The organism is Nonomuraea sp. NPDC052265, from assembly GCF_044547985.1.
Lineage (GTDB): Bacteria > Actinomycetota > Actinomycetes > Streptosporangiales > Streptosporangiaceae > Nonomuraea.
In genome coordinates, this window is the sequence record NZ_JBIUBJ010000002.1 from 677,878 (window position 1) to 698,939 (window position 21,062).

Annotated in this window: 19 protein-coding genes; 10 read left to right on the plus strand and 9 right to left on the minus strand. The window is 72.3% G+C overall.

Annotation, left to right across the window (positions count from 1 at the left end):
• Positions 1-13 precede the first annotated feature (13 nt).
• From ACIHAD_RS08330 to ACIHAD_RS08360, 7 genes are all read left to right on the plus strand, one after another.
• Entirely contained in the window at positions 14-1,042 is a 1,029-nt protein-coding gene (locus ACIHAD_RS08330) for an AAA family ATPase (RefSeq protein WP_397353658.1), read from the plus strand.
• Entirely contained in the window at positions 1,043-2,137 is a 1,095-nt protein-coding gene (locus ACIHAD_RS08335; RefSeq protein ID WP_397353659.1) for a DUF58 domain-containing protein, read from the plus strand.
• A gap of 65 nt (positions 2,138-2,202) precedes the next feature.
• Positions 2,203-4,230 (plus strand): DUF3488 and transglutaminase-like domain-containing protein, encoded by a 2,028-nt coding sequence (locus ACIHAD_RS08340; protein WP_397353660.1) that lies wholly within the window; start codon positions 2,203-2,205, stop codon positions 4,228-4,230.
• Positions 4,231-4,238: 8 nt separating this feature from the next.
• Positions 4,239-5,189, plus strand: a complete 951-nt coding sequence (locus ACIHAD_RS08345) for a winged helix DNA-binding domain-containing protein (protein WP_397353661.1) — start codon at positions 4,239-4,241, stop codon at positions 5,187-5,189.
• Positions 5,190-5,278: 89 nt separating this feature from the next.
• Positions 5,279-5,866: an RNA polymerase sigma factor gene (locus ACIHAD_RS08350; protein WP_397353662.1), complete on the plus strand. Its 588-nt coding sequence runs from the start codon at positions 5,279-5,281 to the stop codon at positions 5,864-5,866.
• A complete protein-coding gene (locus ACIHAD_RS08355; protein WP_397353663.1) occupies positions 5,859-6,776 on the plus strand; it encodes a hypothetical protein in 918 nt (305 codons plus the stop codon). The genes ACIHAD_RS08350 and ACIHAD_RS08355 overlap by 8 nt, the downstream gene beginning before the upstream one ends.
• Before the next feature lie 68 nt (positions 6,777-6,844).
• Entirely contained in the window at positions 6,845-8,344 is a 1,500-nt protein-coding gene (locus ACIHAD_RS08360) for a heparinase II/III family protein (protein ID WP_397353664.1), read from the plus strand.
• Between the two features lie 252 nt (positions 8,345-8,596).
• Here ACIHAD_RS08360 and ACIHAD_RS08365 read toward each other — a convergent pair whose 3' ends face one another.
• The 3 genes from ACIHAD_RS08365 to ACIHAD_RS08375 all read right to left on the minus strand — a co-directional run bounded on the left by ACIHAD_RS08365 (position 8,597) and on the right by ACIHAD_RS08375 (position 11,363).
• Positions 8,597-9,457 (minus strand): maleylpyruvate isomerase N-terminal domain-containing protein, encoded by an 861-nt coding sequence (locus ACIHAD_RS08365; protein WP_397353665.1) that lies wholly within the window; start codon positions 9,455-9,457, stop codon positions 8,597-8,599.
• Positions 9,450-10,271: a fumarylacetoacetate hydrolase family protein gene (locus ACIHAD_RS08370; RefSeq protein ID WP_397353666.1), complete on the minus strand. Its 822-nt coding sequence runs from the start codon at positions 10,269-10,271 to the stop codon at positions 9,450-9,452. The genes ACIHAD_RS08365 and ACIHAD_RS08370 overlap by 8 nt, the downstream gene beginning before the upstream one ends.
• Before the next feature lie 258 nt (positions 10,272-10,529).
• Positions 10,530-11,363 (minus strand): cupin domain-containing protein, encoded by an 834-nt coding sequence (locus ACIHAD_RS08375; RefSeq protein WP_397353667.1) that lies wholly within the window; start codon positions 11,361-11,363, stop codon positions 10,530-10,532.
• Between the two features lie 108 nt (positions 11,364-11,471).
• Here ACIHAD_RS08375 and ACIHAD_RS08380 point away from each other — a divergent pair, with 108 nt between their 5' ends.
• Entirely contained in the window at positions 11,472-12,128 is a 657-nt protein-coding gene (locus ACIHAD_RS08380) for an IclR family transcriptional regulator C-terminal domain-containing protein (protein WP_397353668.1), read from the plus strand.
• 118 nt (positions 12,129-12,246) lie between these two features.
• On the opposite strand, the gene ACIHAD_RS08385 is transcribed toward ACIHAD_RS08380, so the two are convergent.
• From ACIHAD_RS08385 to ACIHAD_RS08395, 3 genes are all read right to left on the minus strand, one after another.
• Complete coding sequence (locus tag ACIHAD_RS08385) at positions 12,247-12,708, minus strand: hypothetical protein (RefSeq protein WP_397353669.1); 462 nt, start codon at positions 12,706-12,708, stop codon at positions 12,247-12,249.
• 74 nt (positions 12,709-12,782) lie between these two features.
• Positions 12,783-14,816 (minus strand): hypothetical protein, encoded by a 2,034-nt coding sequence (locus tag ACIHAD_RS08390; protein WP_397353670.1) that lies wholly within the window; start codon positions 14,814-14,816, stop codon positions 12,783-12,785.
• A 29-nt stretch (positions 14,817-14,845) separates the two neighbouring features.
• Positions 14,846-15,085 carry a hypothetical protein gene (locus tag ACIHAD_RS08395; protein ID WP_397353671.1) on the minus strand — a complete coding sequence of 80 codons (240 nt, stop codon included), beginning with the start codon at positions 15,083-15,085 and terminating at the stop codon, positions 14,846-14,848.
• A 997-nt stretch (positions 15,086-16,082) separates the two neighbouring features.
• On the opposite strand from ACIHAD_RS08395, the gene ACIHAD_RS08400 reads away from it, so the two are divergent.
• On the plus strand, positions 16,083-17,156 hold the full coding sequence (locus ACIHAD_RS08400; protein ID WP_397353672.1) for a family 1 glycosylhydrolase: 1,074 nt from the start codon (positions 16,083-16,085) through the stop codon (positions 17,154-17,156).
• Positions 17,157-17,576: 420 nt separating this feature from the next.
• On the opposite strand, the gene ACIHAD_RS08405 is transcribed toward ACIHAD_RS08400, so the two are convergent.
• The 3 genes from ACIHAD_RS08405 to ACIHAD_RS08415 all read right to left on the minus strand — a co-directional run bounded on the left by ACIHAD_RS08405 (position 17,577) and on the right by ACIHAD_RS08415 (position 20,002).
• A complete protein-coding gene (locus ACIHAD_RS08405; protein WP_397353673.1) occupies positions 17,577-18,146 on the minus strand; it encodes a fibronectin type III-like domain-contianing protein in 570 nt (189 codons plus the stop codon).
• A gap of 276 nt (positions 18,147-18,422) precedes the next feature.
• Complete coding sequence (locus tag ACIHAD_RS08410; RefSeq protein ID WP_397353674.1) at positions 18,423-19,373, minus strand: glycoside hydrolase family 3 N-terminal domain-containing protein; 951 nt, start codon at positions 19,371-19,373, stop codon at positions 18,423-18,425.
• Positions 19,374-19,384: 11 nt separating this feature from the next.
• Complete coding sequence (locus ACIHAD_RS08415; protein WP_397353675.1) at positions 19,385-20,002, minus strand: TetR/AcrR family transcriptional regulator; 618 nt, start codon at positions 20,000-20,002, stop codon at positions 19,385-19,387.
• Positions 20,003-20,182: 180 nt separating this feature from the next.
• Between ACIHAD_RS08415 and ACIHAD_RS08420 the strand changes: the two genes are divergently transcribed.
• Complete coding sequence (locus ACIHAD_RS08420) at positions 20,183-21,052, plus strand: ABC transporter substrate-binding protein (protein WP_397353676.1); 870 nt, start codon at positions 20,183-20,185, stop codon at positions 21,050-21,052.
• The last annotated feature ends 10 nt before the right edge of the window (positions 21,053-21,062 follow it).

Consider the following 21,062-nt stretch of genomic DNA (forward strand, 5'->3'; position numbering starts at 1 on the left):
GAGGGGGACTCGGTTGACCCAGTACAACTACCAGGACCAGTTCGAGCAGACCGCCCACGCCTACCCGCAGCAGCCCCAGCCCCAGCAGCCCGCCGCCCTGGCGGCCCAGTTCGCCCAGAGGTTCCAGCTCCTGGCCGGCAACATCGAACGCGTCGTCCGCGGCAAGCACGAGGCCGTCGAACTGGCCCTGATCTGCCTGTTCGCCGAGGGCCACCTGCTCATCGAGGACGTCCCCGGCACCGGCAAGACCACCCTGGCCCGCTCGATCGCCGCCAGCGTGGACGCCGAGTGGCGGCGCATCCAGTTCACCCCCGACCTGCTGCCCAGCGACATCACCGGCGTGTCGATCTTCAACCAGGCACACCAGAAGTTCGAGTTCCACCAGGGGCCGGTGTTCGCCAACATCGTGCTCGCCGACGAGATCAACCGGGCCTCGCCCAAGACCCAGTCGGCCCTGCTGGAGGTCATGGAGGAGCGCCGCGTCACGGTGGACGCCGAGCCGCACCCGGTGCCGCGGCCGTTCCTGGTGGTGGCCACGCAGAACCCGGTGGACATGGACGGCACGTACCCGCTGCCCGAGGCCCAGCTCGACCGGTTCCTGATGAAGATCTCCGTCGGGTACCCCGACCACGTGTCGGAGGTCGAGGTGCTCAAGGGCGGGCCGACCGGGCCGCAGGTCGAACGGCTGCCGGTGGCGGCGCGGGCGACGGACGTGGCCGGGATGATCGACTTCGCCTCCCGGATCCACGTGGCCGACCCGGTCTACGACTACATCGTCGGGTTGTGCGGGGCCACCCGCACCAGCCCGCACCTGCGGCTGGGCGCGAGCCCGCGGGGGAGCCTCGCGCTGCTGCGCGCCGCCCGCGTCAAGGCCGCCGCCGCCGGACGGCACTACGTGGTGCCCGAGGACGTCAAGGCGCTGGCCGTCCCGGTGCTGGCCCACCGGCTGATCCTGACGCCCGAGGCCGAACTGCGCGAGGTCGGCGCCGCGTCCGCGCTCGGCGAGATCCTCGCCGGGATGCCGGTGCCGCAGGCGGCGTAGATGCGGCTCACGGCCCTGTTCACGCCGCTCGGCTGGGCCACGCTCGCGGGCTCGGCCGCGCTCTACGCGGCGGGGTTCGCGTTCGGCTACCCCGAGCCGGTCGTGCTGGCCACCGGCGGCGTGCTCGCGCTGGCCGCCGCGCTCGCCTGGACGGCCCCCGCGCCCGACCTTGAGGTGCGGCGCGAGGTGACGCCGCTCAAGGTGCCGCGGGGCGAGGCGGCGGTCGCGGTGCTGAACGTGGTCAACCGGGGCCGGCGCGGCCTGTCGGGGCTGCGCGTCCAGGACCGCGTCGGGGCCTCCGAGCACCTGATCGGCCTGCCACGGCTGCCCAGGAACGCCGCGCGCACGGTGTCGTACCCGCTGCCGACCGACGTGCGCGGCGAGATCCCGGTCGGGCCGCTGCTGCTGGTGCGGGCCGACCCGTTCGGCCTCACACGCCGGGTGCGGCGGTACGGCGACGCCGTCACCCTCCTGGTCCGCCCGCGCACGGTCCCCCTCTCCGTGCCGCCGTCCGGCAAGGCCCACCACGTGGAGGGGCCCACCAGCGACAACGCCCCCAGCGGCACCGTCACCTTCCACACCCTGCGCGAGTACGTCGTGGGCGACGACCTGCGGCACGTCCACTGGCGATCCAGCGCCAGGACCGGCACGCTGATGGTCCGCCAGCTCATCGACGCCGGCCTGCCCACCACGACCGTCGTCCTGGACACGCGGGACCTGACGGAGCTGGCGGTGGAGGTGGCGGCGTCCGTGGCGGTGGCGGCCGCCCGCGCGGGGTTCCCGGTGCGGGTGCTGGCCGGCGAGGGGGCCGGGGCCGACGCCAAGGCCGATCCCGACGCGATCCTCGACCGGCTCGCCCTCGTGCGGCCCGGGCCGGTGGGCGTGGGGGAGATGACGCGGGTGGCGCGTGGCGGCGGGTCGCTGGTGCTGGTCACGGGTGACGCGGCCGAGGTGGGACGGGCGGCGGGCGTGCGGCGGCGCTTCGACCGGGTCATCTGTGTCCACACCGGGCCGGGGCCGGCGGCCGCCCCCGGCGTCACGGTCATCCCCCTCACCGACCTCGCCACCCTCCCCTTCGCCTGGACCGCCCGATGACACCCCCTGCCCCCTTCACCCCCGCGCCCGGGGCAGGGTGGCGCCGGGGGGTCGGGCTCGTGGTGGTGGCAGCGGTTTCCGGGGTTGCCGGGTGGGGGTTTCACCGGGTCTTCCCCGGTGGCGACCTGCTGCTCGCCGTCGTCCCCGCAGCCGCCGCCCCCGCCCTGGTGGCGGCGCTCACCGCGCGCCGCCCCCTGTGGCTGGCGCTCGCGCTCGACCTCCTCGCCTGGGCCGCCGGGACGTTCCCGCTTTACCACGGCCTGTCCCCCGGCGTGCTCGCCGACGTGGCCAACGCCTGGCACGCGCTGCTGACCACGTTGCTCCCCGCCCAGCCCGAGCCGCGCCTGCTCGTCCTCGTGCACACGCTCGTCTGGGCCGCCGCCGTCATCGGCGCCGAGACCCTCACCCGCACCCGCACCAGGATCGCCGCCGCCGTCCCCGCCCTGGCCGTGTACGCCGCCGCGCTGCTGCTCGGCGTGGACGGCGAGGGCTCGAACCTGCCGGTCGCCGCCGGCCTGTTCGTGCTGATCGCGGCCCTCGCCCTGATCCGCGACGACCGTCCACCGCTCCGGTTGCTCGGCGGCCTGCCCGCCGCCGCCGCGCTGGCCGCCCTGGCCCTGGTGGTGGGTCCGCTGCTGCCCATGGCGGCGCAGCCGTACGACCCGAGACAGGACGCCGAGCTGCCGCCGCCCCGGCGGGTGGACAGCGTGAGCCCGCTCGACCGCGTGTCGGGCTGGCTGCAGATCCCCGACAGGGAACTGTTCACCGTCAAGGCGGACAAGCCGCTCAACTGGCGGCTGGCCGTGCTCGACCGCTACGACGGCGTGCGCTGGACCTCCGGCGCCCGCTTCCAGCCCACTGGGGGCCGGATCCCCGAGGGGGAGTGGACGGGGGCCGCGCAGGTCGTACGGCAGCGGGTGACCTTCGCCGGGCTGCCGGGGACGTGGCTGCCCGCCGCCGAACGGCCGGTCGAGGTCACCGGGGTACGGGGGCTGGCCGCCGACCCCCGCAGCGGCGCCCTGCTGGCCGACCCCGCCGCGGGAACGGGCGGGAGCCCCGGCAAGGGCTTCAGCTACGAGGTGACCTCCAAAGTGCCGCAGCCGTCCAAGGAGGACCTGCTCGCGGCCACCCCGGCGCACGACGACCCCGCGCTGACCGCGTTCCCGCAGGGGCCGCAGGAGGAGCTGTTCCGCCGGCTCGCGCAGGAGGCGACCAAGGGGGCGGACGCGCCGATCAAGCAGGCGTACCGGCTGCAGAGCTACCTGCGCACCAGCGCCTCCTACGACGTCACCGCGCCGCCCGGTCACTCGCTCAAGGGCCTGGAGTTCTTCCTGCGGACCACGCACCGGGGCACGTCGGAGCAGTTCGCGGCGACGTTCGCGCTCATGGCCAGGACGCTCGGGCTGCCGTCGCGGGTGGTGGTGGGCTTCCGGCCGGGGCAGGCGTCCGGGGGGATCTACCACGTTAGGTCGGGGCACGTCATGGCCTGGGCGGAGATCAAGTTCGACAAGCTGGGCTGGCGGCCGTTCTATCCCACGCCGGGCCGCAGCGGCGCCAAGGACGACCACGACGTCGTCTCCTCGGCGATCGAGGAGAGCGAGCAGTTGGAGGGCGAGTTCGCGCGCGGAGGCGGCGACCGGTCCGGCACGGCGCGGCCGAAGGCCGGGGAGGAGGGCGCGCGGCCCGGCGGCGGGCCGTCCCCCTGGGTGCTGGCCGCCGCCGTGGGCGGGGGCCTGCTGGTGGCGTACGCGGTGACGGCCGCCGTGCTGCCCTGGTGGCGCAGGCGGTCCAGGAGGGGCGGCGGGACGCCCGGCGAACGCGTGCTCGGCGCCTGGCGCCAGACCTGCGACGACCTGCGACTGGGCGGCGGGCGGGCGCTGACCGCCGAGGACGTCCTGACCGGCCAGCCACCCGACATCACCACCCATCTCAGGCCGTTAGCCGAAATTTCAAACTTCGTCCGGTACGCCCCCGACGACGTCACCGACGCCGACGCCGCCCACGCATGGGACCACAGCGACGCCGTCCGCCGCGCCGTACGGTCGCGCACCCCCCTCCCCACCCGCCTGCGCGACCGCCTCCTCCTGCGATGATCCAGGCCATGAGAAGCGCCGAGGCCCAGCTCCTGCACCGCCCGCCCGGCCTGGCCGCGGCCGACGTCGTCCGGCACCTGACCGCGATCCAGGCCCAGGACGTGCCCTCCGCCCTGCTGGCCTTCCGCGCCCGCTCGGCCACCCTCACCCCGTCCGGCGTCGAGGCCGCCTGGCAGGCCCGCGAGATCGTCAGGACGTGGGGCCCGCGCGGCACGCTGCACTTCGTGGACGCCGACGACCTCCCCTGGATCCACACCCTCACCAGCGGTGAAACCGGCGCCCTGCGCCGCCTGCGCCAGGAGGGCGTCACGGGCGACGACCTGCTCCCGCTCGCCGGGCGAGTGCTCGCGGGCCAGGGCCCGCTGACCAAGGCCGAGTTGGAGGAACGCCTCGCCGGGCGGGCCAGGGGCCAGGGCGTCGTGCACCTGATGGCGCTGGCCGCCCATCACGGGCTGGCGGTGCTCGGCCCGTCCCGGGCGGGCAAACCGACGTACGTGCACGCGGGCGACTGGCTCGGCGCGCCCGTCGTCCCCGAGCCCGACCGCGGGAAGGCGCTGAAGGAGCTGGCCGTCCGCTACCGGCGCGCCCACCACCCGGCGACCCCCGAGGACCTGGCCGCCTGGTCGGGCCTGCCGCTCGGCGAGGCCCGCGCGGCCTGGCGGACGAGCGCCGCCCAGGACCCGCCCGAGCCGGGCGAACCCGTGCTGCGCCTCGCGCCCGCCTTCGACGAGTACCTGATGGGCTGGCGCGGCAGGGACGCCGTCCTGGCCCCCGAGCACGCCGCGAAGGTGTTCCCCGGCGGCGGCGTCCTGCGCCCGGTCGTGCTGGCCGGGGGGATGGTCAGGGGCGTGTGGTCCAGGAAGGGCGCGCAGGTGAGCGTCCAGCCGTTCGACGAACTGCCCGGGGGCCCGGTCCAGGAGGAGGTCGAGGACGTCCGTCGTTTCCTCGGCGGGCGCTGAACGGCGGTGAGCCCGTGCCGAACCGTCGTGAAAGCGATCCGCCGTGTCGGGTGATAAGAGATGGACCACTTGACGCACGGAGGCTGGACATGACGGGGGAGACCATCGCGACGGCGGTGCCGTGGGCCGCCCGCGCGCCCGGCGAGCGCACGCTCGACGAGGACTTCGAGGAGGTGTTCGACCGGTACTTCGGCGAGATCCACGCCTACGTCGCCCGTCGGCTCGGCCCCGACCACGCCGAGGACATCGTCGCCGAGACCTTCCTGACCGCCTTCCGCAAGCGCGCGCACTACGATCCGTCGCGGGCGGGCGTGCGCGCCTGGCTCTACGGCATCGCCACGAACCTCATCGGCAAGCAGCGCCGGCTGGAGGCCCGCACCCTGCGGGCGCTCGGCCGCTGCGGCCCCGACGCCGACGCGCCCGGCCACGAGGAGGCCGTCGCCCTGCGGGTCAGCGCCCAGAGCCTGCGCCCGAACCTGGCCGCCGCCCTGGCCGAGCTCGACCGGCGCGACCGCGACGTGCTGCTGCTCGTCGCGCTCGCCGGGCTGAGCCACGACGAGATCGCCACCGCGCTCGGCATCCCGTACGGGACCGTCGGGTCGCGGCTCAGCCGGGCCCGCAGGAAGCTGCGCGGCCTGCTCGGCACGCACGTCCTGGAGGAGGCCACCCATGGCTGACCCCCGCGACCCGCACGCGCCCCCCGCGCCCGACGACCTCGGGCCCGTTCGCGACCCGCACGCGCCCCCCGCGCCCGACGACCTCGGGCCCGTTCGCGATCTGTACGGGCATCCGGCGTCCGCTCCCTACGCCCAGGCCAGGGTGTGGCGGCGGGTGGTGGCCGCGCGCCGCCGCAGGCGCCTGGCCCGGCTGTCGGCGCTCTCCCTGGCCACGGCCGCCGCGCTCACCGTGGCACTCATGCTGGTCCCCGGCACGCCGTCCGCCGTGCCGGGCCGCTCGATCCTGCTCGCGGCGGCCAGTACGGCGGCCTCCGGGCAGCAGGCCGCGTACTGGCACATCGGCAGGCTGCACGACGGCGACCGCCTGACCGAGCTCTGGGCCACCCGAGACGGCCAAGCCTGGACCTGCACCCTGCCCTCCACCCCGGGTTCGGGTTCGTCCCCCGAGGACAGTTGTGCGGGGCGCGGCCGGGTCGTGCCGGTGACGGGCCGGGCGCCGTTCAGCATGGCGGGCCGCGACCTGACGTTCCGCCAGATCCAGGAGCTGCCCGCCGACCCCGAGGCGCTCAGGGAACGGGTGGCCGCGATGTTGCCCGCCGGCTCGGCGGGCCTGCTGGCCGACGCGCTCAGCGGCCTGCTGTGGAGCAAGCCGTCGCCGCCGGCCGTACGCGCCGCCGCCTACCGGGCGCTCGCCGACCTGCCCGACGTCCGCTACCTGGGCCGGCGTGCCGACCCCCGCGGCCGTTCCGGCGAGGCGTTCAGCTACCCGCTCCCCACGGGCGTCCGGCGAACGTTGATCATCGACCCGGCCACCTCGCAGGTCCTCGCCAGCACCGACGCGGGCGGGACGGGCGGCTCGCAGATCGTCCTCACGGCGGGCTGGACCGACCAGGCCCCCGACCTGCACTGATCCCACCCCCGACAGGTGCGTGACCGCCGCGCGGCGAGTTCAGCGCGCCCGAAATCAGGAGCCGCGACGTGTTCTGGCGTGCCCGCACGACCACCGGCAGAGCCATCTGCCTGAGCGACCAGTTCCCCGCCGCCGACGTGGCGGAGGTGATGGACGGACGGGTCAGGTTCGCCGGCCTGCCGCCCGCCGACCTCGGCACGGAGATCGACTGGACCGCCGACCCGTACGGCAACCGCTCCTGGGCGCTGAACCTGCACACGCTGCGCTGGGCGGGCCGCCTGGTCGCCGCGTACGAACGCAAGGGCGAGCGGGCGTACCTGGAGCGCGCCGCCGACGTGGCCGCGCAGTGGATCCGCCGGAACCCGCGCGGCGGGCGCGAGGTGAGCGAGTGGGCGTGGGCCGAGCACGCCGTCGCGCTGCGCGCCCCCGTGCTGGTCTGCCTGAGCGAGCACGTGCGCACCCCGTTGTTGTGGGAGAGCATGGCCGAGCACGGCGAGGTCCTGGCCGACCCGGCGCTCTACCGCGCGGGCCACAACCACGGCCTGGACCAGGACATCGGGCTGCTGGTCATCGCCTGCCGCCTCGGCCGAGCCAGGTGGCGCGACCTGGCCGTACGCAGGATGACCGGGTCGGCCGAGCTGGCCGTGGACGCCCAGGGCGTCCTGCACGAGCAGGCCCCCCGCTACGGCCTGTACGTGCACCGCCGCCTCGGCGTTGCCCTGCGCGCCATCAGCGAGAGCGGCGCCCAGCCCCCCGCCCGCCTCACCGCCCGCAGAACCGCCCTGGAGAGCCACATCGCGCACGCCACCCAGCCCGACGGCTGCCTGACCCCCATCGGCGACAGCCCGGCCGACACCCGCGCCCCCGGCTTCCCCCACGACGGCCCGCTCGTACGGGTCTTCGACGCCGGGTACGTCTTCGGCCGCACCGCCTGGGACGACCCGCGCTCGGCCCACTACTCGATCAGGTTCGGCCCCGGACGCCGTCTGCACGGCCACGAGGACCACCTCGGCGTCACCTACTGCGCCCAGGGCCGCCGCATCCTGGTCGAGGCCGGGTTCCACTCCTACGAGCGGACCGAGTACGCCGCCTGGACCCGTACCCCGCAGGCCCACAACGTGCCGATCCCGGACGGGGACCTCCGTCCCGGCACGGCCACCCGCCTGCTGAGCGCCGACCTCGGCCCGGAGCGTCAGGTGTTCGAGCTGGCCGACGACGCCTACGGGGTGACCAGGACCCGCCGCGTCCTGGTCGGGCACGGCGACGACGTGATGGCCGTACGCGACTCGGTGCCGTCGGGGACACTGCGCAGTCTGTGGCACTTCGACCCCGCGCTGCGGGTGGTCGAGCGGCGGGCGGGCGCGGTGGTGCTCGGCGACGGCGACTGGCGGGTCACGCTGCTGCAGTGGCCCGCGACCGGGATGGAGGTGGGGACGTCCACCGTCTCCTCCGGCTACCTGCGCACCGAGGAGGCGGTGACGGTCACGTCAGGAGCAGCGGCCGAGGTACTGACCGCGATCGTCCCAGGAACCGCCGCCCCGGACCTCGAACGCCTCCATCTTCCGTAGAGCCGGTCGCCCTGCCGCCCCCCGTCTCGCCTGCCGCTGCACGTTTCGCCTGCCGTCACCCGTCGCCACCTGCCGTCACCCGTCTCCGCTTGCGTCACCCGTCTCCGCTTGCGTCACCCGTCTCCGCTTGCGTCACCCGTCTCCGCTTGCGTCACCCGTCTCCACCTGCCGTCGCACGTCTGCACCTGCCGTAGAGCCAGTCGAGGTGGACGTATCGCCGTACCGCGCCCCTGAACTCCTCCCCGGCGTCAGCTAGAGCAAGCGCCCGATCGGGGGCGCGCCGGAAGCAGGAGGCTGCCCCCGCCCGGTGAGCCGAGCAGCCAACGCCGCAGCCGTCCCCACCACCACAGGCGGCCCCACCGCCGCGACCGGCCCTACGGTGGCTCCCTGATGCGCCCGCGCCCCCTCGACCGCCGAGGCCTCTGTCTTCGGGCCCTGCGTCTTCGGGCCCTGCGCTTCCGGCCTCTCTGCTTCTGGGTCTTGTGCCTTCGGGTCTTGCGCCTCCGGGGCCTTGGCCTCCTGCACCGTTGCCTCCGCGGCGTCTGGCAGGGGTGGGGCGACGTGCCAGAGGGCGGGGCGGTCGGTGGCGCGCAACGTCATCCAGGGGCCCTGGCCGCGGGCGTCCCACGTCCCGACGACGTCCTCGATCAGGCCGTCCACCAGCGCGTCCGGGAAGTCCTCGAAGCGGCCGCCGAGATCAGCCCCATGCACCCACACCTCCCGCGTCCGCATCCACACCACCTCCGCGGCGGCCACCTCCCGCCCCTGCGCGGTACGCACCCGCGCCGCCCACTGCCCCGCCGTCCCCACCCCGAGCACCGCCCGCAGCTCCGCGGCCGTCGTCCGGACCAGCTCGCCCAGCTCATCGGACGGCAGCAACGCCAGCTCCTCGATCTCGGCGTCGCGCGCCCGCGCGGAGGCGTACATGAGGGCTTTCTCACCGGTGCGCGCCCACCGCGCCAGCCGGCCCAGCGCGTTCGCGTTGGCGGACACGTGCGCGGCGACGTGGCGTCCCGTCCAGCCCGGCAGCGCCGAAGGGCGGTCGAGGCCGGCCGCGCGCAGGCGGTCCAGGAAGTACGCGGTGCCGGTGTCCAGCAAGGCCAGGTCAGGCATGACGGCGCGCCGTGTTCACCAGCTCGCCCACCCCGGCGATCCGGGTGACGACCTTGCTGCCGTCCGCCAGATACCGGGGCGGCTTCCGGGCGTGCCCCACGCCTCCGGGCGTGCCGGTCGTGATGACGTCGCCCGGCCGCAAGGTGAGGATCTCCGACAGGTACGCGATCAGCTCGGCCGGCGGGAATACCAGCCCGGACGTGTCCGCCTGCTGCACGACCTCCCCGTCCACCTCGCACTGCAGGGTCATGGCCCCGTTGATCTCGTCCGGCGTGACCAGGAAGGGCCCGAACGGCGTCGTCCCCTCGAACGTCTTGCCCTGCAACCACTGCGCCGTACGGTTCTGGTAGTCCCTGGCCGTCACGTCGTTGAGCACCGAGTACCCGGCGATCGCCGCCTCGGCCTCCTCGCGCGAGGCGCCGCGCACCTCGGCCCCGACGATCACGGCCAGCTCACCCTCCCAGTCCATCGCCTCCGAGACCGCCGGCAGCTCGATGTCGTCGTACGGCCCGATCAGCGCCTCGGCGAACTTCGCGAACACCGTCGGGTACCGCGGCAGCTCCCGTCCCATCTCCAGGATGTGGTCGCGGTAGTTGAGCCCGACACAGATGATCTTCCCTGGCACCGGCACCACGGGCGCCAGGTCGGCCGTGGACAGCGGATGCCGCGGACCGTCCGCCGCGGCCGCCACCTCCCGCCAGCGCGGATCGGCCAGCAACATCCCGACGTCGGGCGCCCCCACCTCCACGGCATGCTCCCCGTCGATCCGAACGGCGGCCGTACGGCGCGGCAGTCGCAGCGTCGCAAGCTTCACACGAGCTCCTCTCGGTACTGGTGCAGGCCCTCGAAAACGGGCGTGTCAGAGAAACAGAACAATTCAAATCGGGTACGCACCCAGAACGACCCCCGCACACCACGCCGGGACCACGCCGTGCCGTGCCGCGCCGTGCCGCGCCAGCGCCGTGACAGGACCGTGACGGGGTCACCACGCGACAGGACAAGCTCCACCCCGCCCAGCGTGGCCGAGCCCCCGCCGTCGGACACCCTGGTGGACCGAGGCCCCCACCTCTTCCTACGTGCAACGGTCCCCGCCCCGGCCTGCAGCCGGTAGAACTCGGCCCTGATCGTCGGAATGACATCCCCACCGATCGTCGGATCGCTGAACCGGATGGCCGCGTGCCCCCACCCGGCCACGCCCGAATGGCCCTCGTCCTCCAGCGCGAGCTGCTCGTCCAGGGCCCGGACGGTATGCCCCCAGCGGCAGGCGGCGATCGGCGATCGGTGAGCTGGGACGCGCCCCGAGCGCCACCACCGGCCGCAGCCTGAATGCGCCCACAACCGCTCGGACCGCGACACGTCCGGCGTCGAGACGTCGCCCACCCGCTCCGGACCGAACCCGAAGAACGGTGTCGATATGGCGCACGAACGGGATGTCCCGCCCGTCGATCCACCCCATGGGGATGCCGGTGGTGCTGCGGCGGCCGTGGAAGTGCCGACCGGACGTGAGCAGGAAGTCGCCGCGCCGCATCGCGCCCGGGTCGCCGTCGACGACCGTCCACACGCCTTTCCCCTCCTCGCCGAAGCGGAAGGCGTGCTGGGCGCGGCGGTGCTCGGGCGCGACCTCGCGCGGGCCCAAGTACTGGATGGCCGCCCAGAGGGTCGGGGTCGCGTACGGGAGGCCGTCCAGACGGGGGTCGACCGGCGCGATGACCCGCCGCTCGCCGCCCCTGCCGACCGGGATCAGCTCACCCGTCCGCTCGGTCGGCGTGTGGAGCGTCTTCCACCCCCACACGTGCGGCCGGGCCCCGGACTTGGGGTGTACCGGCATCAGGTTCCTCACCTGCGTCCAGAGCGGGATTAGATGCTCCCCCGCGAAGCCCGCGTACAGCCTCTCCTCGAGGTTCATGCTGCCCCACGCTAGGGAGTAATTCCGCGTCCTGCACTAGCGTTCTACTCTGAAGAACAACCCCGCGTACCCCTGGGTTCGGTCAACAACGCACTGCACCTCCTCCACATGCTGCACGACCAAGGACGGCTCGAGCTCACCGACATCGCCAAGGAACTCGTCATCGCCCGCTCGACCGCGCACCGCCTGCTGGCGATGCTGGTCTACCGCGACTTCGCCATCCAAGACGAGCACACCACGTCCCTGCCGGGGCCTCGCCTCGGCCTCGGCCGCGGGCAACGGCGGCGGCTCGGCCCTGCGCGAACCGCGCGCCCACGTCTGGCCCGCCATGGAGGCCCTGTGCGCCCGTATCTAGGAGACCGTGAACCTCATGGTCAGAGTCGGCACCAAAGTCCGCTTCCTGGACAGCGTCGAGTCCCCGCAGCCGCCGCACATCGGCGACCGCCGCGACACATTCCTGCCCGCCGACCGCACCTCCGGCGCCAAGATGGCCGCGGCACGATCCTGCCTGCCCACCGCGCCTCCGACGGCAAGGTCCCGCTGCCCGCGCTGCCGAGCGACCAGCTCGCCGCCCTCTACCCGGCCCTGCCAGACCAGGAACGCGCCAACCTGCTCCGCGAACTCCGACGAGATCCGCCCCGCGGCGGCTACGCCCCCAACCTCGACGGCACCGAACAGGGCGTCTCGGCAATCGGAGCAGCGCTACGCAACAGCCACGGCACCTCTGTGGGAGCCCTCTCCATCTCGACCCCCTCCGCCCGCTAGACCACCGACCGCCCCTCTTCCTCACCGACCTCCGCCAATCCATATCCGCAGCCGAACCCCACCTGACCGACTTCCCACCCCTGAACCCTCCCACCGCTAAGGCCCCCAAGGCGACGCCCTATTGGGATGATGTGAGCAGAATCGGCTTGAGCTGCCGAAAAAACTCCACCGCATCCGCCAAGGAATCCCTCCCAGGCGCCCCTTCCATGATGTTCACGCTGAGCAGACGCTTGTAGTCAGCCGTCCACCCGTAGACAAAGGCAATGCTCTGATCCTGAGCGTTCTTTCGCCGAGCCGCGAAACCGGGCCCTAGACCACCCGGAAGATCGGTCCCGTTCATGGACTGTCTGGTGTTCTCCAGATCTTCCGCATCATCCGGCGACGGGTCGAACACTTCGATTAGTAGACCCTGGTTATGTTCCGCATCAGACATCTCAGTAACCGTGCATGACTCGAAGCTGCGGCCCATGTCCATCTTTGTGCCGAACGCGTGGTATTCGTTGAGGCCGGTCGCGACCATGATGGCATTCGCTGAGATCAAGTCGCATTCGCGTGGTGCGGTGGTGATGTTTCCGAGCACTCGGGTGTCCGGGGGGACAGTCGATGAGCATCCTGTAAGAAACAGCGCGGCAAAGGCAATCGCTGGACCGACCCTCATGATCCCCCTCCGGTGTGGTAATCCGTGGCTTTGTCAAAGCCGATCTCGATGGCCGTGTCAGGGCGGTCGAACACTCGGCCGGTCTCGTTCAGGTGCAGCCACTCGTCGTAAGACTCCCGCTCGTCCGAGTTCATCTCGTCCCAAGGCTTGATCTCCCCATTGACCAGAAACTCTCCGGTCGCCCCCGGCGAGAAGTCCTTGTGACGGTACGGATGGGTCCTGGCCGGTACGGAACCGTCCCCGAACAGGCCATGGCGCATCATGGTGGCCGCGGTCAGGTCCGAGAACATGTGCTTGGCGGCCCCCAGCGCATCGTCGGCGTCCAAGCGGGCCTGTTCCTCCCGGTTGGTCTTGACCTTGCCGAAGATCTCTCCCTTGGCGGAGTCGACCAGCAGTCCGATGAACTTGCCGGGAGGGCCCGGGACAAGGCCCACTACCGCCTCCGTCATCTCCTTGAACGCAGAGAAGCGGGCGTCTTCGGCCTTCGCCTCCTCGATGCCGGAGATGTTGGCCGCATCGGTGATCATCCAGGTTGTCACACTGAGGCCACGCGCCGCCCGGGCGAACTCCGCGCCTCCGCTGCGACTCATCCGCTCCTCGAGGATGTCCTGCCGTGCGGCGTCCAGTTGCTGCCGCGTGGCGCCGGAGTGCGACTCGCGCCATGCCGTGACATCGGCCTTGACCTCTGCTTCGATCTTGCCTGCCAGCTCGTCCAGCATCCGGGCGGCGTACAGGCCGTGCGCGGCGGTCACCTTCCGGAAGGCGTCGTCGTCCTCGAACACCCAGGCCATGGCCTGCTGCATGTTCTTGGCATTGAACTTGGCGCCGTAGGGGTCGCCGCCGAGGAGGTTCTTGTCCGCGTTGGCGTCTGTCTCCACTCCCGGTCTCTTGTCCGTGAACGACTGGGCATCCCGGTGTATGTCGCCGATGTATTGGCTGAGGAGGGTGCCGAGGTGGGGGCGGGTGGAGGGGAGGTTGGTCTGGACTTTGGGGTCGCTCCAGAAGCGGACCGCCCATGAGGCGATCAGGGCGGACTTGTAACCGCGTGAACCGCCGGGCGGCAGGCCGTGGTCGCGGAACTCCGTGGTGGCGGCCTGGATGGCCCAGCCGAGGTCGGCGTCGGCGTCGCCGAGCCAGGGGTGGGAGCGCATCAGGTAGGCGAGGGGTTTGCGGGCGGGGTCGGTGAAGAAGTCCTGGGCGACGGCGGGGTGGTGGGCCAGGGCGATCAGGACGGTGCCCAGGGGACTGAGGTCGCCGAGGGAGACGTCTCTGGGGCCGGGGAGCGTCCAGGGGTCTCGGGGGAGGGACAGGTCGGGGGGATGGGCCAGGTCCTTGTCGTGGAGCTTGCGGACCAGGGTGAGCAGGAAGGTGTGGTCGAAGTCGCCGTCCTGCAGGAGCCTCTTCACGGCGAACGCGTCCTGGGGGTGGTCGATGTCCTCGATCAGCCTGTCGGCGTAGTCGGCGGCCAGGCGCATCCGGCCGACGCCGTGGGAGGCGGTGCCGAGCAGGGTGCTGAGCATGGTGAGGAACCGGTCCTGGGTGGCCGTGTCGTAGAGGAGAGGGCGGTCGCCGGGCGGGAGGTCAGAGCAGTATGTACGGGCGATGAGGGATTTGAGTTCGCGTGGCGGTATCAGGGTGAGGAAGGCGACGGCGAAGAAGGGGTCGTTCTTGTGGCGTTCCAGTTCGGCGACGGATTTTGGGTCGAGCGAATGGGATGCGATTTGTGTACGGAGTTGCGTGGCCAGTGCGGTGGCGGCGGCCGTGCCTTCTGCGGGGGATTTCGACAGCCATGGGGATTCGTCCGCCCAAAGGACGCCGCCTTCGCCGGGGCGTCGGTCGGGGGTGGCGAGGATGAGGTCGAGGCGGCCCTGGAGGGTGGGGATGCGGTCGTTCAACTGGCGGCCGATGGATGACAGGTGGGCCGGCCCCCACAGGGATATGCCGAGGGTGGTGAGGGTTCGTTCGACTTGGAGGCCGATGTCGGGGAGTGTGCGGCTTGCTCGTTTCATGCCGTTGATGAGCTGGGTCATCAGGGCTGGGTCGATGCCCACGGGAGGGGTCATGAGGCGGGCTCGGACGGGTGCAGCGCGTCGAGCAGCCTCAGTGCCCGGGTGAAGAGGTCTTTGTAACCGCGGTCCCAGGTGTGCAGGTCGGCGGTGAGGGTGTCGCCGGCTGGGCCCTTGAGTGCGCCGCCGTCCACCAGATGGATGAGTGTGGTCAGGTCGTTGGCGTGTTCGTCGCGCAGTCGTTCGATGTGATGGCGGGCGGCGGTTATTTCGTGCTGCGTCGACATCGTCACCCGATTTCGTTGCGCTTTGGGGAGGGAAGGGGAGGGTGGGTCGATGAAATATTAGCCCGCCGCGTCGGTGCAGGCGAAGTGGAAATTGCTTCATCACGCAGTTCGGAGTTGGGGAATGAATTGTAGTGATGGCTTGTAGTGGTAAATGCGATACAGCGCTTTATGTCGTTGTATGCACTGATTAGGAGGGGGAGGGGGAAGAGCGGGGGGCGGGGGTTCGAGGTGTCTGGACGCCGATGAGGGGATTTGCCTTTGGGGCGGCTGGTCGCATGGGTGCGTGGCTGGTGGGCCCGGCCGGCACCCGCACGCTGACCGCGGCGGCCCGCGCGGTAGGGGCAGGGGCAGGGCTGGGGCTGTGGGCTGGAGGCGGTGCTGGCGCGTGGGAGCGGGGGCTGGAGGTGAGTGGGGGGCTGCGGTGGGGAATTGGGGGTGCCTGTGGTGGACGTCGCTCGGAGAACTGCTGTCGGTGGGGTGTCGCCTGAGGCCGGGAGCGTGGAGGTTGGGGCCGGCGTCGGGTTGGAACTGTGGCGGGGGTGGGCTGGGGCGGAACTGGGGTGGGGTGGGGTGAGGGCGGGCTGAGGAGGGGCGAGGGCGGTACGGGCGGGGCGGTTCACATGAAGGAAAGCCGCCGTGGGGGTCCTGAGGCTCGGGGGCGTGGGCGGTCCCGAGGGCGGGGGCCGTCGTGGAGTGGTCCTGGGAGCGGGGTGGCTTCCGTGGGGTGGCGTCGCCGTTCGGCCTGGCCGTGGCTCGACGCTACCTGGGGGCATGGGGCGGGCGGGTTCTGAGGTGGGGTGGCGTTGAGAGGGCGTCAGGGATGGTGGCTGGGTGTGAAAGCGGGAGGTGGTGGTGGAAGGGGGGCGGGGTTACTAACCAACTGGTAGGTTTTGGGGACTCTGAGACCAAGGGATGGCGGGATGGGGCTTTCATTTCCGGACGGGTTCCTGTGGGGGCGGCGGGCAGTGCCCATCAGATCGAGGGGAACAACGTCGCCAGTGACGTGTGGGAGCTGGAGTCCCGGCTGCCGGAGCGCAGCGGCGACGCGTGCGACAGTTACCACCGCTGGCCCGAGGATCTGGACATCGTCCGCGAGCTCGGACTCGGCGCCTACCGGTTCGGTGTCGAGTGGGCGCGGGTGGAGCCGGTCGAGGGGCAGGTGTCGCGGGCCCAGCTCGCGCACTACCGCCGCATGATCGAAGGGTGCCTGGAACGCGGCCTCACCCCCGTCGTGACCCTGCATCACTTCACCAGCCCCCTGTGGTTCCAGCGGGCCGGTGGGTGGCTGTCGGAGCAGGCGGTGGCCCGCTTCCGCCGGTACGTACGGGCGGTGCTGCCGATCCTGGACGGCGTCCCCTGGGTGTGTACGGTCAACGAGCCCAACATGCTGGCGATGATGGCGAACGTCCTCAAGCAAGGACGGCGGGAAGGGGGCGTGGCGGGCGCGCTGCCGCCTCCCGACCAGCAGGTGGCCGACGCGCTCGCCGCCGCGCACCGGGCGGCCAGGGAGGAATTGGGCGCGGCCGGGCTCAGATCGGGCTGGACCATCGCCAACCAGAACTTCGAGGACGCAGGCGGCGCCGCGGACGAACGCGACACCTGGGCGTGGTCGCGTGAGGACCAGTTCCTGGAGGTGGCCAAGGGGGACGACTTCGTGGGTGTGCAGGCGTACACACGGGTGCGGATCGGGCCGGACGGCGCGCTGCCGGTCCCCGAGGACGCCCGCCGCACGCTCACCGGCTGGGAGTTCTACCCGGACGCGCTCGGCAACGCCGTGCGGTACACGGCCGAGCGGGTGCCCGGCGTGCCGATCCTGGTGACCGAGAACGGCATCGCCACGTCGGATGACGACGAGCGGGTGGAGTACACGCGGGCGGCGCTCGCCGGGCTGCACGGCGCGCTGGCCGAGGGGATCGACGTTCGCGGCTACCTGCACTGGTCGCTGCTGGGCAACTACGAGTGGGGCTCGTACGAGGCGACCTTCGGGCTGGTGGGGGTGGACCGCGAGACGTTCACACGGACGATCAAGCCCAGCGCCCGCTGGCTGGGCACCGTCGCCCACGCGAACACCCTGTGACAGCGGGCGGCATGTGAGGGCGGGCGGGTTGTGACGGTGAGCGGCCTCGCACAGGCGCTCTGGGAGTTGGCGTCGGGACCGCCGTCTCGCGGGAACGGCCGCTCGCGGGCATCCCGCCTGAGCGGCTGCTGTTAGGCGTCCCATCCGAACGGCGGACATCCTGAGATGGCGGGCGGGTTGTGATGGTGAGCGGCCTTCGACAGGCGGCGGCGAGATCGCCGTCTCGTGCGCAGGCCCGCACGCACGCGTCCCGTCTGAGCGGCCGTTCACAGCCTCCCGTGAGAACGGCCGCTGAGAGACGTCCCGTGAGAACGGGCTGTTGACAGCCGCCCCGCCGCCAGCCATGTTCGCGGGCGTCCCTCGTGAGCGGAACCGACACACGTCCCGAGGGAACGGGCGTCCGGGCCGCCGGGGCGGTCGCTAGAGGGCGTTTCTGGTGGCGGCCACGAGGGCGGTGACGACCTCGGCCGTCAGCCCGATCCCGAACGTCCGGAACTTGATCAACGGGATGCCGAGCGCCAGCCCCACCAGCGGCGATTCCCCCCGGTCGAGGTCGGACAGCCCGGGGACGGACCGGAGCCGCTCCTTCAGCATCCGCCCGCCCACCGGATGCGCCAGCCATTCGCCCAGCGTGGACATCTCGCTCAGCTCGCCCACATGCCCGTCCCCCGGCGTGCTGAGCTCGGCACGCAGGCGGATGTCCCGCGAGGAGGCCCCCACCTCGACGGTGAACGCGCCGGGGTCGATCCGCCAGCCGCCGCGCGTGACGGACCACTGCGCCAGGTCGCGCGGCCCGAGGGCGAGCCGTACCCGCTCGCTCGCTCCGGGCGCCAGGCCGACCTTGGCGAAGGCGCGCAGCCCGTGGCGGGGCCGCGTGGGGCGTTCGGCGTCGAAGGCGACGTAGAGCTGGGCCACCTCCTGGCCGTGGCGGTCGCCGGTGTTGGTGACGGTGAAGGCGACGTCCCAGCTGTGGGGGCCGGTCTCGCGCACCTCCAGGTCGGAGTACTCGAACCGGGTGTAGGTCAGGCCGTGGCCGAAGGGGTAGGCGACCTCGGTGCCCAGCGTGTCGTGGTGCCGGTAGCCGACGTAGCAACTCGACCTGGACGCCGGGCAGGTCGATCGAGGTGCGGTCGAAGCCCTCGGACTCGGCGGACTCGGGCAGCCCGAGGAACACCACCGCCACCTCGGCCGCCGCCGCGCACTCGGCCGCCTCCCGCTCCAGGTCGGCGTCGGGCCCGTCGTCGAGCCGGTAGCCGGCGGCGAACGTCAGCCCTCGACGGCCCGGCCGAGCGCGTCGAGGGCGCTGTCCAGGCGGGTGGGGACCACGTGGGAGCTGCCGTGCCCCTGGTAGCGCGGGGTGCGGGCGAGCTCACCCAGCACGGCCACGCGCAGGCCGGGGGCGACCGGCAGCACGCCGTCGTTCTTCAGCAGCACGGCCGAGGCGCGGGCGGCCTCGCGGGCCAGCTCGTGGTGCTCGTCGACGTCCCAGCCGTCGTGGCCGGCTTCGAGGGCCGCCACCCGGTCGTTGACCGCGCCCCAGTCCGACATCACCAGGCCGTCGAAGCCCCACTCGCCGCGCAGCAGCTCGGTCAGCAGCCATCGGTGCTGGGAGGCGTGGACGCCGTTGACCCGGTTGTAGGAGCACATGATCGCGTACGGGCGGGCCTCGCGGACGATGTGCTCGAAGGCGGGCAGGTAGATCTCGCGCAGCGTCCGCTCGTCGACGTCCGCGCTGACCCGCATGCGGTCGGTCTCCTGGTTGTTGACCGCGAAGTGCTTGACGCAGGCACCGACGCCGCGCGACTGGACGCCGGTGACCAGCGCCGCCCCCATCACCCCGGTCAGGTACGGATCCTCGGAGAAGTACTCGAAGTTGCGCCCGCACAGCGGCGAGCGTTTGATGTTCACCCCCGGACCGAGCACGACGTCCACCCCCAGCGCACCGGCCTCCTTGGCCAGCGCCGCGCCCACCCGGCGGGCCAGCGCCGGGTCCCACGAGGAGCCGAGGGCCACGGCGGGCGGGAAGCACGTGGCGGGCACGCTGCGGGTCAGCCCGAGCGCGTCGCCGGCGTCCGCGCGCTGGCGGCGGATGCCGTGCGGCCCGTCCGACAGCGTGAGCGCGGGCACCGCGTCGCGCACCGGCGTGGTGTGCCAGGTGTCGCTCCCGGACGTGAGCGACGCCTTCTCGGCCGTCGTGAGGTCGGGGGGAAGAGTCATGGAGTACCTCGTCAGCTGGGGGGTTGTCCGGGGTGCAGTCCTAGTTGCCTGAGGAACGCGATGACCGCGGCACGCATGTCGACCTGGTCGGGGTCGAGCAGCCACTGCGTCTGCAGGCCGTCGATCAGCGCGATGAGCTGCTGGGCGACGACGTCGGGATCGTGGTCGAGCGGCGGCGTGGCGCGTTCGAACAGGGTGCCGAGCAGCCACGCGGCCTGCCGGCGCAGCCTGCGGTAGCGCTTGACGAAGTAGTCGTGCGCGGGATGGCCGGGATCGGCCGCCTCACCCGAGATCTTCACGTAGAGCCCCACCAGGCCGGGCGTGCCCATGTTCTTGGCGACCTGGGCGGCCACCCGGTCGAGCAGCTCCTCGGGCGGCAGGCTGTCGGCGGGGCTGTGCATCAGCTCGCCGTCGACCTCGTCGCGGCGGCTGAGCACCTGGATGAGCAGGCTCTCCTTGCCGGGGAAGTGATGCAGCAGCCCCGCGTGGGTCAGGCCCGCGTGCGCGGCGATGTCGCGCAGCGACACCGCGTGGAATCCCGAGCGCGAGAACAGCTCTGTGGCGGAGTCGAGGATCCGGGCGCGCGTGCGCTCGCCCTTACGCCCTCGGCGTGGCATCGGTTCGGTCACCGACCGGCCCTTTCTGGGGGGTCTGGGGCACGTGGGCTGCGGATACGTGCCGCGGTACAGCGAGATTAGCCCTCCACCGGCTCCCCAAGAACCTACCGCGTGGTTAGTTTTGCGGTGTGTGCTCGCCGGACATTCGGCCGAGACAGGCGTTCTCAGCCCTTTGGAGACGGAGTGAGCGTCATGAAGAATTCCGCCGGGGCAGCGGCCCTCCTCCTCGCGGCGACGGTGCTCGCGGGCTGTTCGGGATCCGGCGGCGGCACGGCAGCCGCGGCGCCCACGACCCTGGCCATCGCCACGATGACCCTGACGCTGCGCGGCGACGTGAAGTTCGACGACGGCACACCGTTCGACGCCGCCGCCGTCAAGGCCAACATGGAACGCTTCCGCGCGGGCGGCGGCGCCCAGGCCAAGACGCTCAACGACGTCAAGGACATCAAGGTCACCGACGCCACGCACGTGACGCTGGTCCTGTCCCAGCCCAACCCCGCCCTGCTCTACTACCTGAGCGACGCGGCCGGCCTGATGGCCGCCCCCAAGGACTTCGCCCAGGGCGACGCGCTCAAGACCCGGCCCGGCGGCACCGGCCCGTACGAGCTGGACGCCGGCCAGACCGTCATCGGCACCAAGTGGGTCTTCAGGCGCGCCGCCGCCTACTGGGGCGACAGGCTGCCCTACGACACGGTCACCATCAGCTACTTCGACAATGAGACCGCCATCGTCAACGGCATCAAGACCGGCCAGATCGACGCCGCCCTGCTCCAGGACGCCGACCAGCAGATCAGCGTGGAGGGCGACCTCAAGGTCAGGACGGTCCGGCAGGAGTTCGACTTCCAGGGCCTGTTCCTGTTCGACCGGGCCGGCGCGGTCACCCCCGAGCTGCGCGACCCGCGCGTACGCCGGGCGCTCAATCACGCCATCGACCGCAGGACCATGCTGGCCAAGATCCGCCAGGGCCGCGGCGCGGTCACCAGCCAGGTCTTCGGCCCCGGCACGGCCGCCCACAAGCCAGAGCTGGACGCGTACTACACCTTCGACCGCCGGCGACGGTGATGCTGCCGCG